Raw genomic sequence first — 13,557 nt, 5'->3', positions numbered from 1 at the left:
ACGGCCGGGCCTGGTGGGCCGGGGACCGCCGTCCATTGTCCCCCATCTCCCTCGCGTGGCCGCCCGTCCGCCGATATCCGTGCATTGGTAATTAGTTAGCCGCACTATTGAAGTGGGCGTACGATGATCCCATGCCCGAGCTCAGCCACCGGCGGCGGCTGCTCGTGCTCGCGATCTGCTGCATGAGCCTGCTGATCGTGAGCCTCGACAACACCGCCCTGAATGTCGCGCTCCCCTCGATGCAGCGCGACCTGCACGCGACCACCTCCGGCCTCCAGTGGGCGATCGACGCCTACACCCTGGTGCTCGCCTCGCTGCTGATGCTCGCGGGTTCGACGGCGGACCGGATCGGCCGCAAGCGGGTCTTCATGACCGGCCTGACGATCTTCACCCTCGGCTCCCTGCTGTGCTCGCTGGCGCCGAACCTGGAACTGCTCGTCGTCTTCCGCATGATCCAGGCGGTCGGCGGCTCGATGCTCAACCCGGTCGCGATGTCGATCATCACCAACACCTTCACCGACCCGCGCGAGCGGGCGCGGGCGATCGGCGCGTGGGGCGCGGTGGTCGGCATCTCCATGGCGGCGGGCCCGCTGGTCGGCGGGCTCCTGGTGGAGTCGGTCGGCTGGCGCTCGATCTTCTGGGTCAATCTGCCGGTGGGCGCGGCGGCCCTGCTGCTGACGCTCCGCTTCGTCCCGGAGTCCAGGGCGCCGAAGCCGCGCCGGGTCGACCCGGTGGGCCAGCTCCTGGTGATCGCCCTGTTCGGCTCGCTCACGTACGCGATCATCGAGGCGCCGGAGGCGGGCGCGGCGACGGTGCTGCCCTTCGGCGCGGTGGCGCTGGCCGCGCTGCTCGCCCTGCTGATCTACGAGCCCCGGCGCGCGGAACCCCTGATCGAGCTGCGCTTCTTCCGCTCGGCGCCCTTCAGCGGGGCGACGGTGATAGCGGTGAGCGGCTTCGCGGCGCTGGGCGGCTTCCTGTTCCTGTCGACGCTGTACCTGCAGAACGTCCGCGGCCTGGACGCGCTCCACGCGGGCCTCTGGATGCTCCCGATGGCCGCCCCGACCCTCCTCTGCGCCCCGCTCTCCGGCCGCCTGGTGGGCAGTCGAGGCCCCCGCATACCGCTCTTGCTGGCAGGCACCGCGATGACCCTGAGCGGCATCCTCTTCGCCGCCTTCGAAGCCGAGACCTCCAACCTCACCCTCCTCGCGGGCTACGTCCTCTTCGGCATCGGCTTCGGCTTCGTCAACGCCCCGATCACCAACACGGCGGTCTCCGGCATGCCCCGCGCCCAGGCGGGCGTGGCAGCGGCGGTCGCTTCGACAAGCCGCCAGCTCGGCCAGACCCTGGGCGTGGCGGTGGTCGGCGCGGTCCTGGCTTCGGGCATCGGCGACTCCCCCTACCGCGACGCCTTCGTCTCCGCCGCGCGCCCCGGCTGGTGGATCCTCACGGCCTGCGGCGCGACGGTCCTGATCCTCGGGTACGTGACGAGCGGGCGCTGGGCCCGGGGCACGGCCACGCGGACGGCGGAGCGCTTGGAGGCGCCGGAGGTACGGGAGTCGGTGGGGGCGGGACGGTCCTGAGCCGCGTACCGGCTCACTCGATGTCGGGTCTGCCCCGCCGCCGACGGCTCCGGCCCGCTCACCCCGCCGCGCACGCCAGCTCGTACAGCCGCTCCAGCCGCTGCCGCGTCTCCTCGTTCTTCGGGGTGTAGATCACCATGCGGGGGCCCGGGTCGGGGCTGAGCCACAGGTCGGTGTGTTCCAGGGTGAGGTGACCCACGTACCGGTTGAGGAATTCCTTCGTCTTGGAGCGGTTGCCGACGACCTCGTACCGCTCCCAGTGTTCGCGGAATTCGGGGAGGGTCTGGAGGCGCTTCAGGAGGACTTTCCAGGCGGGTTCGCCGAGGTGGCCCGCGAGGGAGGCGCGGAGGCGGGCGGCCATGAGGCGGAGGGTGTCGTCGAGGTGGACGATCGAGGAGCGCCAGTCGGGGTGGGTGTAGGCGAGGAGGACGCAGTTGCGGTCCTCGGGCGGGACGGCGTCCAGGTCGCAGAGCAGCCGGGCGTAGGCGCGGTTGTAGGCCAGGATGTCGTACCGGCTGTTCTGCACGGCGGCGGGGTACGGCTCCATCTGGCGCAGCGCGTCCCGCAGGGCCGGGGTGAGGCTCGGGCAGGTCGCGGCGGGCGTGGGGTCGGTGGCCCCGGCCAGCTGGAAGAGGTGGGCCCGCTCGCTGGGGTCGAGCAGCAGGGTGCGGGCGAGGGCGTCGAGGACCTGGACCGAGACCTGGATGTTGCGTGCCTGCTCCAGCCAGGTGTACCAGGTCACGCCCACCGCGGAGAGGTGTGCGACCTCCTCCCGGCGCAGTCCGGGCGTACGGCGCCGCGCGCCCCGGGGCAGCCCCACCTGCTCGGGCGAGATGCGCTCGCGGCGGCTGCGCAGGAACGTGGCCAGCTCATGGCGGCGGATCTCCGCGCTCTTGGTCACGGGTGCGGTGGTTTCCTGGGCCATGGTGGACATGGTTCCAGGATGCGCCCGCCCGCACCCCGTTTCCAGGTACTTCCGCCACCAGGATGAGCGGGAATCAGTACCAGGTTGCCGCGCCTTCCGGGCCGGACGGAGAGGGTGGACGGGTAGTTCGGGTACCAGGATGAGAACACTCTGGTACCCGTCTGCGGCGCGGCGCAGGCTCGGGGACATGACCAAGACCCTCCACCGCGCACCCACCGTGCGCGCCCCGGCGGCGGCACCCACCCTCACCGGGCCGGGCCTGCTGACCGTCCTGCTGGCCGCCGCGCTCCCGCTGGTCGACTTCTTCATCGTCAACGTCGCCCTGCCCGCCATCGGCTCCGACCTCCACGCGAGCGAGGCCGTCCTGGAACTGGTCGTGGCCGGGTACGGCGTCACCTACGCCGTCCTGCTCGTCCTCGGCGGCCGGCTCGGCGACCTCTTCGGCCGACGGCGGCTGTTCCTCGCGGGCATGGCCGCCTTCGGGCTCACCTCGCTGGCGTGCGGGCTCGCGCCGGGCGCGTGGAGCCTGGTCGCGGCGCGGGCCGCGCAGGGCGCGTCGGCCGCGATGATGCTCCCGCAGGTGCTCGCCACCATCCAGGCCACGACGACCGGCGCCCGCCGCGCCCGCGCGATGAGCCTGTACGGCGCGACGGCGGGGCTCTCCATGGTGATCGGGCAGATCCTGGGCGGTGTCCTGGTCGCCGCGGACATCGCCGGTACCGGCTGGCGGTCGATCTTCCTGGTCAACGTGCCCGTGGTCGTCCTCGGCCTGGTCCTCGCCGTCCGCCGCGTCCCCGACACCCGCTCCCGGCACCCCGAACCGGTCGACGTCCCCGGCACCGTCCTGCTCGCCGTCGCCCTGCTCGCGCTGCTCGCCCCGCTGACCGAGGGCCGGGCGACCGGCTGGCCGCTGTGGACGTGGCTGTCGCTGGCCGTGTTCCCGGTCGCGGCCTGGGCGTTCTACGCCGTCGAGCGCCGCGCGGACCGGCTGGGGCACACCCCGCTGCTGCCGCCGAGCCTGTTCGCGGCCCCTTCGCTGCGGCGCGGGCTGCTGATCATCGTGCCGTTCTCGCTGGGCTTCAGCGGGTTCATGTTCGTGATCGCGCTGAGCCTCCAGCAGGGGGCGGGGCTCGGGCCGGTGGACGCGGGGCTCGCGCTCGCGCCGATGGCGGTGGCGTTCCTGCTGGTCTCGCTGGCGGGGCCGCGGCTGATCGCCCGCTTCGGCACGCGGGTGGTGGCCACGGGGTCCGTGCTCCAGGGGCTCGGCGTCCTGCTCATCGCGCTGGCCGTGTGGCGCGACTGGCCGCACCTCGGACTCGGCACGCTGCTGCCGGGCGCGGCCGTCGCCGGGGCCGGGCAGGCGCTCCAGCTGCCGAACCTGCTGCGCATCGTCCTGTCGGAGGTGCCGTCCGCCCGCGCCGGAGTGGGCAGCGGCGTCCTGACGACCACCCAGCAGGCGTCCCTCGCCCTCGGCGTGGCCACCCTGGGCGCGCTGTTCCTCGGCCTGATCCCTCACCTGGGCATGCGGGACGCGCTGCTCACCGCGCTGGTCATTCAGCTGGGAGCGATCGTCGTCACGGGGTTGCTGAGTCTGCGGCTGCCTCGGGAGGTGGGGTGAGGGGGCGCGGGGCGGGTGAGCGGGGGTGGCTGAGCGGGGGTGGTGGCTGAGCGGGGGCTGGGCCGGAGGGGCTTGGCACAGGTGCTTGGCACGGGTGCGCCCGTCCTGGGTGCCGTGTTCAGCAGGCGTGTCCAGCAGCCGTGTTCAGCGGCTGAGGGCGCTCAGGTACCGGTACAGCTCCTTGTGCCCTTCCGGGCTGGGGTGCAGGCCGTCGACGAGCAGGTGAGGCCGGTCGCGAAGCGGCTCCCACAGGTCGAGGAAGTCGATGTGGTGGTCCTCGCACCAGGTCCGCAGGGCGGCACGCAGGACGAGCGCCCGTTCCGTGGTGAAGCGAAGGCCCTCGACATCTCCCAGCCGCGCCTCATCGACCCAGATCGGTCCGACCACGACCATGCGCGCGTTGTTCCGCCGGGCTGTCGCGGCCAGCGAGCCGAGACGGTCGGCGACGTGCGGCAAGGCGTCGTGGTCGGTGTCCGACGCGGCCAGGGGCAGGGCGGAGTCGTTGATCCCGGCGGCCACGACGAGCGTGTCGGGGTGGCGGGGAGCCAGGAGCGGCGGTGTCTGCTCGCTGACATCCGCCAGAGTGCTGCCGGGTATGGCCAGGTTGAAGACTCGGTGCTGGTTCTCGTTCGCCGCGACATGGGCAGCCGCCAGGTGTGCGGCCCAGCCTCCCTGCGGGTCGCAGCGTCCGTAGGCGATGCTGTCGCCGACGATCACGATGCGGGCCGCCGCGCGCAGCGCCCGCACGTCCAGGTAGGCCCAGACGGTCTCCCCCGAGGTGAGGAGCACGCGCCGCCGGGCGTAGTCGTCCACCTCGTACGCGTCGGCAGCGGCCAGCTCCTGGTCGCTCAGCCGCAGGACGCCGCCCTCGACCGTGGCACCGAGCTGCCGCTCCAGAGTCAGGTGCACGTCCTGGCCGCTGGTGGCGATCACGGACTCGTCCGTGATCGCCAGGGGCCTGGTCGTGTAACCGGCCAGGGACGCCGCGGTCGTCGGTACCGTACGCCCGAACAAAGCGGTCTGGACCCGCTGGTCCAGCAGCGTGCCGAAGGAGAACAGGGCGTGGGGGCGAGACCCGGTCACGTCGTGGCCTTTCATCAGAATGATCAAACCACCCTATCGGCCCCGCCGACCTTGCCATGACGCCTCTGACCAGGGCACTTGGGGTGAGGCCGTCGAGCTTGCATCGGCAGAGCCCCCACCCCTGTGACGGTCCCCACCCCCCGTTCCCGCCCCCACCTCACCCCCCGTGCTGCACACTCCGCCCATGGAGAGCAGGGGTACGGAGAGCAGGGGTACGGGGAGTGTGCGGCGGTGGGACCGGCACGGGCGCGTGCACGAGGTGGGGGTACGGCAGAACGGGCTCTCGCGGGTGATCAGTTGCGGGACCTGCGGCTGGCGGGAGGGGACGCGGTTCCTGCCGTGGGGCAGGGCGGGGGAACACCTGGAGAAGGCCGCCGCGCATCTGGCCGAGGCCCATCAGGCGACCGTCGATCCCGCGCGGCGATGAATCGGCTCGCCCGTGGGAGTCATCACACCTGACGACCCTGACGCTCGCGCCGACCGGAAGGCGACCCCCATGACCGCACTGCACGACACCCTGCACCGGTACGTCGACGACGGCCGCCTCCCCGGCGCCGTCGCGCTGGTCGCGCGCGGGGACGACGTCGAGGTGGTGACCGTCGGGCACGCGGACGGCGACCGGAGCGTGCCGATGGCGCGGGACTCGCTGTTCCGGCTCGCGTCCATCAGCAAGCCCCTCACCGCCGCCGCGCTGATGATGCTGGTCGAGGACGGGCGGGTCGGTCTCGCGGACCCGGTGGAGCGGTGGCTGCCGGAGCTGGCGGCGCCGATGGTGGTGCGGACGCCGGAGAGTCCGGTGGACGACGTGGTGCCCGCCGAGCGGTCCATCACCGTGGCGGATCTGCTCAGTTCACTGCCCGGCTGGGGCTTCCCCGCGGACTTCTCGCTGCCCGCCGTCCGCGCGCTGCTCCCCTTGCAGAACGGCCTCTTCCCGCACGACTACCCCGCCCCGGACACCTGGCTGGCCGACCTCGCCAAGGTGCCGCTGCTGAACCAGCCCGGCGAGGCGTGGCTCTACAACACCGCCTCCGATCTCCAGGGCGCCCTGATCGCGCGGGCGTCCGGCAGCACGCTCCCGGAGTTCATGGCCGAGCGGATCTTCGAGCCCCTCGGCATGAAGGACACCGGCTTCTCCGTACCCGAACGGGAGTGGCACCGCTTCACCACCGCCTTCCGCCCGGGCGAGGACGGCACCGCCGAGGTCGCGGACCCCCGCGCCGACGACTGGAAGCGGCTGCCCGACTTCCCCTCCGGCGCCGGTGGCCTGGTCTCCACCGCCGACGACTGGCTGGCCTTCGCCCGCATGCTCCTCGCCCACGGCGAGACCCCCGACGGCCGCCGTCTCCTCTCCCCGGAAGCCGTGACCCGGATGACCACCGACCGCCTCACCCCGGCCCAGCGCGAGGCCAGCCCCCTCTTCCTGGAGGGCCAGGGCTGGGGCTACGGCGGCTCGGTGGACGTCACCCACACCGCCCCCTGGACCGTCCCCGGCCGCTACGGCTGGGTCGGCGGCACCGGCACCACGGCCCACCTGATCCCGTCCACCACCAAGGTCACCATCCTCCTGACCCAGACAGCCATGACCGGCCCCACCCCACCGGAGCCGATGCGCGCCTTCTGGCGCATCACCGCCTGAGCGGAGCTGTACGGCTACTTGAGGTGTTCGGTGAGGTCGTCCACCGTCCAGTCAGCCTGACGGAGGATGGAACGCAGGGTGCCCGGTGCTAGGGAACGATGCAGGGGCACGATGACAGTTCGATCATCCTTGCGGTACTTGGCGTGGCTGCCACGGGTCGAAACGTGGCCGAAACCGGCGCGCTCCAGTGCCTTGACGATCTCGGTCCCGGACACGCCGTTCGGCACGGCGGGGCTCATGCGACGCGAACCTCGACCGGAGCGGTGATCACGTCGGTGACCTCGGGTACGGGAGCGTCCTCGAAGTACAGTTCCAGCGCCTCACGGAGGTTGGACAACGCCTCCTCGATACTCTCGCCCTGGCTGGTGACCTCTACCTGAAGGCAACGGGCCACATACCACCCGTCCTCATGGGTGACCGCGGCAGTCAGATGCAGTGCGTGCGTCATGGGAAAAGTCTGGCACGCCGGGCGATATCGGCGATGATGTTTCGCCCGCCTCGCAGAGCCGCCACGCCGGGCGCATGCCGCCGAGGCCGACATGCGCCTACCCGTCCGCCCGCAACCCCCGTATCAGCAGCCCCACCACCGCCTCGAAGTCCGTCTCGATCTCCGGCCGTTGCCATTCGCGGGCGTGGCAGGGGTCGTGGAAGCGGGCCGTGGCCTGGAAGACGGCGCGGGCCTCGGCGGAGGGGTCGGCCGGGCGGAAGGTGCCCGTGTCGACGCCCGCCTCGATGATGGTGGCGAGCTGGGCGGTGAGGTCGGTGATGTGCTCGCCGACCGTGGCGCCGCTCTCGTCGGCCAGGACGCTGTAGGTGGCGAACAGTTCGGGGTCGTCCCCCGCCTTGTGCCGCTTGGCCTCGAACAGCGCGGCCAGCCAGTCGCGCAGCCGCTCCTCCGCGGGGCCGGGGCCCCCGGCGATGTCGGCCAGCTTGAGCGAGGTGCGGTCCAGCCAGCGCTTGGTCACCGCCTCGCGCAGCGCCGCCTTGGTGCGGAAGTGGCGGTAGACGCTGCCGTGGCTGACCCCGAGCGCGCGGGCCACGTCCACCACGGTGGCCTTGGCCGGGCCGTGGCGGCGCAGCACCTCCTCGGTCGCCTCGAGGATGCGCTCGGCGGTCAGGGTCTCGGTCGCTGCCATGTCCTAGACCGTACCTGGCGGGAAGGCGGCCGTGACCGGCGAGGACGGGCCCTTTCGCCGGTCACCCGGGCCCCTTCTCACCGCTCGCTGTCCAGCATCGCCATCTGGGCCGGGGCGTACCGCTCCCCCGCCGCAGCGTCCGCCGGTACGGCCTCCTCGATGGCGGCGAGGTCGGCCTCGTCCAGAGTCACGTCGAGCGCGCCCAGTGCCTCTGCCAGCCGCTCGCGGGTGCGGGCGCCGACCAGCGGCACGATGTCCTCGCCCCGGGAGAGCACCCAGGCGATGGCGATCTGGGCGACGCTGGCGCCCTTCTGCTCGGCGATCTTGCGCAGGGCGTCGACCAGGGTCAGGTTGTGCTGGAAGTTCTCGCCCTGGAAGCGCGGCGAGAAGGAGCGGAAGTCACCGGCCGCGAAGTCGCGGTCGGCGGTGATGTGGTTGGAGAGCAGACCGCGCGAGAGGACGCCGTACGCCGTGACGCCGATGCCCAGTTCGCGCAGGGTGGGCAGGATCTCGCGCTCGGGGCCCCGGGAGATCAGCGCGTACTCGATCTGGAGGTCGCTGATGGGGGCCGTCGCCGCCGCCCGGCGGATGGTGTCGGGGCCGACCTCGCTGAGGCCGATGTGCTTCACCCAGCCCTTCTCGACCAGTTCCGCGACGGCGCCGACCGTCTCCTCGATCGGCACGTCCGGGTCGAGGCGGGAGGGGCGGTAGATGTCGATGTGGTCCACGCCGAGGCGCTGGAGGGAGTAGGCGGCGAAGGTCTTCACCGCGGCGGGGCGGCCGTCGAAGCCGAGCCAGGCGCCGTCCGGGTCGCGCAGGGCGCCGAACTTCACGCTCAGCACCGCGTTGTCCCGCAGGTGGGCCGGGGCGGTGCGGAGGGCTTCGCCGACCAGGAGTTCGTTGTGCCCCATGCCGTAGAAGTCGCCGGTGTCGAGGAGGGTGACGCCTTCCTCCAGGGCGGCGTGCACGGTGGCGATGGCCTCCGGGCGGTCCGCCTCTCCATACATACCGGACATGCCCATGCAGCCGAGGCCGAGGGCGGAGACCTGGGGGCCGGTGGTTCCGAGATTGCGCGTGGGGATCGTCATGCGTCCAGCCTGGCACGACGAATGACAGAATTCAATATCTGTCATCTGTTATTTGTCAGTCGATCCTGGGTAGAAGCCCCTCGGAACCGGAAGCGGGCATGAAGAAGCCCACCCTCCGGCCCGGCGGACCGGACAGGAGGGTGGGCGGAAATGCAGAGGTCAGGCGCCGATGAGGCGAGCCGCGAGGTAGCCCTCGATCTGGTCGAGGGAGACGCGCTCCTGCTTCATCGTGTCGCGCTCGCGCACGGTCACCGCGTTGTCCTCGAGCGTGTCGAAGTCGACGGTGACGCAGAACGGCGTACCGATCTCGTCCTGACGGCGGTAGCGGCGGCCGATGGCACCGGCGTCGTCGAAGTCGATGTTCCAGTTCTGGCGCAGCGCCTGGGCCAGCCCCTTGGCCTTCGGGGACAGCTCCGGGTTGCGGGAGAGCGGGAGCACCGCGACCTTGACCGGGGCCAGGCGGTGGTCGAGACGCAGCACGACGCGCTTCTCCATCTTGCCCTTGGCGTTGGGCGCCTCGTCCTCGGTGTAGGCGTCGAGGAGGAAGGCCAGCATGGTGCGGCCGACACCGGCGGCGGGCTCGATGACGTAGGGGGTCCAGCGCTCGCCGGCCTCCTGGTCGAAGTAGGAGAGGTCCTGACCGGACGCCTTGGCGTGCGCGCCGAGGTCGTAGTCGGTCCGGTTGGCGACACCCTCCAGCTCGCCCCACTCCGAGCCGCCGAACGAGAAGCGGTACTCGATGTCGGCGGTGCGCTTGGAGTAGTGGGAGAGCTTCTCCTTCGGGTGCTCGAACCAGCGCATGTTCTCCTCGCGCAGGCCGAGCCCGGTGTACCAGTTCCAGCGCTGCTGCATCCAGTACTCCTGCCACTCCTCGTCCTCGCCCGGCTTGACGAAGAACTCCATCTCCATCTGCTCGAACTCGCGGGTGCGGAAGATGAAGTTGCCGGGCGTGATCTCGTTGCGGAAGGACTTGCCCATCTGGGCGATGCCGAAGGGCGGCTTGCGGCGCGAAGTGGTCTGCACCTGGGCGAAGTTGGTGAAGATGCCCTGGGCGGTCTCGGGACGCAGGTAGGCGACGGAGCCGGAGTCCTGGGTCGGGCCGAGGTGGGTGGAGAGCAGACCGGAGAACTGCTTGGGCTCGGTGAAGGTGCCCTTGTTGCCGCAGTTCGGGCAGTTGAGGTCCGCCAGGCCGTTCGCCGGAGCGTGGCCCTTCTTCTCCTCGTACGCCTCTTCCAGGTGGTCCGCGCGGAACCGCTTGTGACACGAGGTGCACTCGGTCAGCGGGTCCGTGAAGGTGGCGACGTGACCGGAGGCGACCCAGACCTCGGGGGCCAGGATGACGGACGAGTCGATACCGACCACGTCCTCGCGCGACGTCACCATGTAGCGCCACCACTGGCGCTTGATGTTCTCCTTGAGCTCGACACCCAGCGGTCCGTAGTCCCAGGCGGCACGCTGTCCGCCGTAGATCTCACTGCAGGGGAAAACGAAGCCACGGCGCTTGCTCAGGCTGACGATGGTGTCGATCTTGTCGGCGGCCACGGTGCTCTCTTCATTACGACGACGGGCGTTGAAGCGAGATGCTTCCAGCGAATGATTCAGGTTACCGGCGCAGGCTCCCCCACGGCCAAATCGGCCCCCGCCCGCAGGCGCCCCAAGGGCTGCGCAAGATCACCCAAGGCCACCCAAGCCCTTCCCAAACTTCTCCCCGGGGCGCCCGCATCGCAAGACCGCCACAAGACTCCGGACAGTTTGTTGACAACGGTTTCCATATTTGTTGAAAATGACTGTCATGAACGTACGACGACGCCTCATATCCGGGTCCGCGCTCGCGGCTGCCACCGCGCTGGGCCTCGGCGCACTCACCGGCTGCTCGGGCGGTGCGAGCGCGGCGGGCGGCACGGGCAAGCTGGACGTCGTCGCCTCCTTCTATCCGATGGCCTTCCTGGCGAACGAGATCGGCGGCTCCCACGTCCACGTGACCACGCTGACCTCCCCTGGCCAGGAGCCGCACGACCTGGAGATCAGCCCGCGGCAGATAGCGGGGCTCCAGGACTCCGACGCGGTCCTCTACCTGAAGGGGCTCCAGCCGTCGGTGGACAAGGCCGTGGCCGAGTCGCCGGTCAAGACCAAGATCGACGCCGCCACGCTGACCACGCTGGAGGAACACGGCACCGAGGTCGGCGGCCACGCGGCCGAGCACGCCGAGGGCGGCCACGGCGACGAGGAGGAGTCGGGCAAGGACCCGCACATCTGGCTCGACCCGGTGCGCTACGCCCAGGTCGCCCAGGGCGTCGGCCGCGCCTTCGAGAAGGCCGACCCGAAGCACAAGGCCGACTACGCGAAGAACACCGACGCCCTGGTCAAGCGGCTCGACGAGCTGAACACCCGGTACAAGGACGGCCTCGCGCACACCAAGTCCAAGGTCTTCATCACCACGCACGCCGCCTTCGGCTACCTCGCCGAGCGCTACGGCCTCACCGAGGAGGCCATCAGCGGACTCGACCCCGAGTCGGAGCCGAGCGCCGCGCGCGTGAAGGAACTCCAGAAGCTGGCGAAGGCCGACGGCGTCACCACCGTCTTCTACGAGACGCTGGTCAGCGACAAGACCGCGAAGACCATCGCCGGGGACGGCCGCCTCAAGACCGACGTGCTCGACCCCCTCGAGGGCATCACCGAAAAGTCCCGGGGCCGGGACTACTTCGCCGTCCAGGAGGCCAACCTCACGGCCCTCCAGAAGGCGCTGGGCGCGAAATGACCGGCACCGACACCAGCCCCGGCCCTGAGCGGGTCCTGGAACTGCGCGACATCCGCGCCGAACTCGGCGGCCGTCCCGTCCTGCGCGGCATCGACGTGACCGTGGGGCGCGGCGAGGTCGTCGCGCTGCTCGGCGCCAACGGCTCCGGCAAGTCCACCGCCGTACGCACGGCCATCGGTCAGATCCCGGCCGCCTCCGGCTCGGTGGAGCTGTTCGGCACCCCGCTGAAGTCGTTCCGCGCGTGGTCGCGCGTGGGGTACGTGCCGCAGCGCACCAGCGCGGCCGGGGGCGTGCCCGTCACCGTGACCGAGGTCGTCTCCTCCGGGCGGCTGTCCCGGACCCGCTTCGGCCTCTTCCGCAAGGCCGACCGGGAGGCGGTGCGCCGGGCCCTGGAACTGGTCGGCATGGCGGACCGCGCCGGGGACTCGGTGACCGCGCTCTCCGGCGGCCAGCACCAGCGGGTGCTGATCGCGCGGGCGCTGGCCTCCGACCCCGAGCTGCTGATCATGGACGAGCCGATGGCGGGCGTGGACCTCGCCAGCCAGGAAGTGCTGGCCGCGACGCTGCGCGAGCAGGTCGCGGGCGGGGCGAGCGTGCTGCTCGTGCTGCACGAACTGGGCCCGCTGGAGCCGCTGATCGACCGCGCGGTCGTCCTGCGCGACGGCTGCGTGCTGCACGACGGGCCGCCCCCGAAGGCCGTGGGCCAGCACGCGCTCCCGGGCCACGACCACGTCCACCCGCACGCCCCCGAGGGCGCCGGACCGATCCGCACGGGACTGCTGAGCTGATGGATCTCCTGAACTACGCCTTCATGCAGCGGGCGCTCCTCGCGGCCGTCCTGGTCGGCATCACCGCGCCCGCGATCGGCATCTACCTCGTCCAGCGCCGCCAGCCCCTCATGGGCGACGGCATCGGGCACGTGGCGATGACCGGCGTCGGCCTCGGCTTCCTGCTGCACTCCTCGCCGGTGTGGATGGCCACGCTGGTCTCGGTCGCGGGCTCGGTCCTCATGGAGCTGATCCGCTGGTACGGCCGCGCGCGCGGCGACATCGCCCTCGCCATGCTCTTCTACGGCGGCATGGCGGGCGGCGTGATGCTGGTCAACCTCGCGCCGGGCGGCTCCAACGCCAACCTCACCTCGTACCTCTTCGGCTCCCTGTCCACGGTCTCGCCCTCGGACGTGACCGCGATCGTGGTGCTGGCCGCGCTGGTGGTCGCGGTGACGCTGGGGCTGCGGCGGCAGTTGTTCGCCGTCAGCCAGGACGAGGAGTTCGCGCGGGTCACCGGGCTGCCGGTGCGCGCGCTGAACCTGCTGACCGCCATCACCGCGGCCGTCACGGTCACCGTGGCGATGCGGGTGGTGGGCCTGATCCTGGTCTCCGCGCTGATGGTCGTACCGGTGGCCGCCGCGCAGCAGCTCACCCGCGGTTTCGCGGCGACGTTCGGCCTGGCGGTCGCGATCGGCGTCGTCGTGTCCCTCGGCGGCACGGTCACGTCGTTCTACGTGGACGTTCCGCCGGGTGCCACGATCGTGCTGCTCACGATCGCCGCGTTCGCCGTCCTGGCGGTGCTGGCCGCCCCGCTGGCCCGCCGACGCGCCCGTGCGTCACGGCCGTCCGGCGACCCGGCGGAGTGCGCGATTCCGGCCACGCGGGTGGCAGGGGACGAGGTCGGCGTCTGACCCGGCGGGGTCCGGGCTGGCACAATGGCCCGGTCAGAGGCGCAGACATGAG

At 71.5% G+C, this 13,557-nt stretch carries 14 protein-coding genes; 7 read left to right on the top strand and 7 right to left on the bottom strand.

Translation table 11 applies throughout. From position 1 onward, the window contains the following. The first annotated feature begins 131 nt into the window (after positions 1-131). Positions 132-1,580 carry an MFS transporter gene (locus tag B079_RS0107950; protein ID WP_018545250.1) on the top strand — a complete coding sequence of 483 codons (1,449 nt, stop codon included), beginning with the start codon at positions 132-134 and terminating at the stop codon, positions 1,578-1,580. 58 nt (positions 1,581-1,638) lie between these two features. Here B079_RS0107950 and B079_RS0107945 read toward each other — a convergent pair whose 3' ends face one another. Then, positions 1,639-2,514 (bottom strand): helix-turn-helix transcriptional regulator, encoded by an 876-nt coding sequence (locus B079_RS0107945; RefSeq protein ID WP_018545249.1) that lies wholly within the window; start codon positions 2,512-2,514, stop codon positions 1,639-1,641. Between the two features lie 178 nt (positions 2,515-2,692). Between B079_RS0107945 and B079_RS0107940 the strand changes: the two genes are divergently transcribed. Then, entirely contained in the window at positions 2,693-4,123 is a 1,431-nt protein-coding gene (locus B079_RS0107940) for an MFS transporter (protein WP_018545248.1), read from the top strand. 144 nt (positions 4,124-4,267) lie between these two features. On the opposite strand, the gene B079_RS0107935 is transcribed toward B079_RS0107940, so the two are convergent. Then, positions 4,268-5,206 (bottom strand): GDSL-type esterase/lipase family protein, encoded by a 939-nt coding sequence (locus B079_RS0107935; protein WP_018545247.1) that lies wholly within the window; start codon positions 5,204-5,206, stop codon positions 4,268-4,270. 184 nt (positions 5,207-5,390) lie between these two features. Between B079_RS0107935 and B079_RS0107930 the strand changes: the two genes are divergently transcribed. Both B079_RS0107930 and B079_RS0107925 read left to right on the top strand, forming a co-directional pair. Beyond that, the gene (locus tag B079_RS0107930; RefSeq protein WP_051095041.1) at positions 5,391-5,633 is read left to right on the top strand and encodes a hypothetical protein; all 243 of its coding nucleotides are present in this window, start codon (positions 5,391-5,393) and stop codon (positions 5,631-5,633) included. A gap of 69 nt (positions 5,634-5,702) precedes the next feature. Further along, positions 5,703-6,842 (top strand): serine hydrolase domain-containing protein, encoded by a 1,140-nt coding sequence (locus B079_RS0107925; RefSeq protein ID WP_018545245.1) that lies wholly within the window; start codon positions 5,703-5,705, stop codon positions 6,840-6,842. Positions 6,843-6,856: 14 nt separating this feature from the next. On the opposite strand, the gene B079_RS0107920 is transcribed toward B079_RS0107925, so the two are convergent. The 5 genes from B079_RS0107920 to B079_RS0107900 all read right to left on the bottom strand — a co-directional run bounded on the left by B079_RS0107920 (position 6,857) and on the right by B079_RS0107900 (position 10,608). Next, positions 6,857-7,081 carry a type II toxin-antitoxin system HicA family toxin gene (locus B079_RS0107920; RefSeq protein ID WP_026248464.1) on the bottom strand — a complete coding sequence of 75 codons (225 nt, stop codon included), beginning with the start codon at positions 7,079-7,081 and terminating at the stop codon, positions 6,857-6,859. Then, positions 7,078-7,290, bottom strand: coding sequence for a type II toxin-antitoxin system HicB family antitoxin (locus tag B079_RS0107915; RefSeq protein WP_018545243.1), 213 nt, complete (start codon positions 7,288-7,290; stop codon positions 7,078-7,080). The genes B079_RS0107920 and B079_RS0107915 overlap by 4 nt, the downstream gene beginning before the upstream one ends. A 97-nt stretch (positions 7,291-7,387) precedes the next feature. Continuing rightward, positions 7,388-7,978 (bottom strand): TetR family transcriptional regulator, encoded by a 591-nt coding sequence (locus tag B079_RS0107910; protein ID WP_018545242.1) that lies wholly within the window; start codon positions 7,976-7,978, stop codon positions 7,388-7,390. A 77-nt stretch (positions 7,979-8,055) separates the two neighbouring features. Beyond that, a complete protein-coding gene (locus tag B079_RS0107905) occupies positions 8,056-9,066 on the bottom strand; it encodes an aldo/keto reductase (protein ID WP_018545241.1) in 1,011 nt (336 codons plus the stop codon). A 159-nt stretch (positions 9,067-9,225) separates the two neighbouring features. After that, complete coding sequence (locus B079_RS0107900; protein WP_018545240.1) at positions 9,226-10,608, bottom strand: glycine--tRNA ligase; 1,383 nt, start codon at positions 10,606-10,608, stop codon at positions 9,226-9,228. A gap of 250 nt (positions 10,609-10,858) precedes the next feature. On the opposite strand from B079_RS0107900, the gene B079_RS0107895 reads away from it, so the two are divergent. The 3 genes from B079_RS0107895 to B079_RS0107885 are packed head-to-tail and all read left to right on the top strand — an operon-like array spanning position 10,859 to position 13,505. Beyond that, positions 10,859-11,824 carry a metal ABC transporter substrate-binding protein gene (locus B079_RS0107895; protein WP_018545239.1) on the top strand — a complete coding sequence of 322 codons (966 nt, stop codon included), beginning with the start codon at positions 10,859-10,861 and terminating at the stop codon, positions 11,822-11,824. Then, positions 11,821-12,612 (top strand): metal ABC transporter ATP-binding protein, encoded by a 792-nt coding sequence (locus B079_RS0107890; RefSeq protein ID WP_018545238.1) that lies wholly within the window; start codon positions 11,821-11,823, stop codon positions 12,610-12,612. Before B079_RS0107895 ends, B079_RS0107890 begins: the two co-directional genes overlap by 4 nt. Beyond that, a complete protein-coding gene (locus B079_RS0107885; protein ID WP_018545237.1) occupies positions 12,612-13,505 on the top strand; it encodes a metal ABC transporter permease in 894 nt (297 codons plus the stop codon). Before B079_RS0107890 ends, B079_RS0107885 begins: the two co-directional genes overlap by 1 nt. Positions 13,506-13,557: the final 52 nt, after the last annotated feature.

This window comes from Streptomyces sp. LaPpAH-108, assembly GCF_000373625.1.
In the GTDB taxonomy this organism is placed as follows: domain Bacteria; phylum Actinomycetota; class Actinomycetes; order Streptomycetales; family Streptomycetaceae; genus Streptomyces.
This window is presented reverse-complemented; position numbering and strand designations above follow the sequence as displayed.

Bases quoted from the DNA above. Each gene is read 5' to 3' on its own strand.
- B079_RS0107925 (WP_018545245.1), top strand. From the start codon at position 5,703: ATGACCGCACTGCACGACACCCTGCACCGGTACGTCGACGACGGCCGC.
- B079_RS0107885 (WP_018545237.1), top strand. From the start codon at position 12,612: ATGGATCTCCTGAACTACGCCTTCATGCAGCGGGCGCTCCTCGCGGCC.
- B079_RS0107950 (WP_018545250.1), top strand. From the start codon at position 132: ATGCCCGAGCTCAGCCACCGGCGGCGGCTGCTCGTGCTCGCGATCTGC.
- B079_RS0107945 (WP_018545249.1), bottom strand. From the start codon at position 2,514: ATGTCCACCATGGCCCAGGAAACCACCGCACCCGTGACCAAGAGCGCG.
- B079_RS0107905 (WP_018545241.1), bottom strand. From the start codon at position 9,066: ATGACGATCCCCACGCGCAATCTCGGAACCACCGGCCCCCAGGTCTCC.
- B079_RS0107915 (WP_018545243.1), bottom strand. From the start codon at position 7,290: ATGACGCACGCACTGCATCTGACTGCCGCGGTCACCCATGAGGACGGG.
- B079_RS0107895 (WP_018545239.1), top strand. From the start codon at position 10,859: ATGAACGTACGACGACGCCTCATATCCGGGTCCGCGCTCGCGGCTGCC.
- B079_RS0107890 (WP_018545238.1), top strand. From the start codon at position 11,821: ATGACCGGCACCGACACCAGCCCCGGCCCTGAGCGGGTCCTGGAACTG.
- B079_RS0107920 (WP_026248464.1), bottom strand. From the start codon at position 7,081: ATGAGCCCCGCCGTGCCGAACGGCGTGTCCGGGACCGAGATCGTCAAG.
- B079_RS0107910 (WP_018545242.1), bottom strand. From the start codon at position 7,978: ATGGCAGCGACCGAGACCCTGACCGCCGAGCGCATCCTCGAGGCGACC.
- B079_RS0107930 (WP_051095041.1), top strand. From the start codon at position 5,391: ATGGAGAGCAGGGGTACGGAGAGCAGGGGTACGGGGAGTGTGCGGCGG.
- B079_RS0107940 (WP_018545248.1), top strand. From the start codon at position 2,693: ATGACCAAGACCCTCCACCGCGCACCCACCGTGCGCGCCCCGGCGGCG.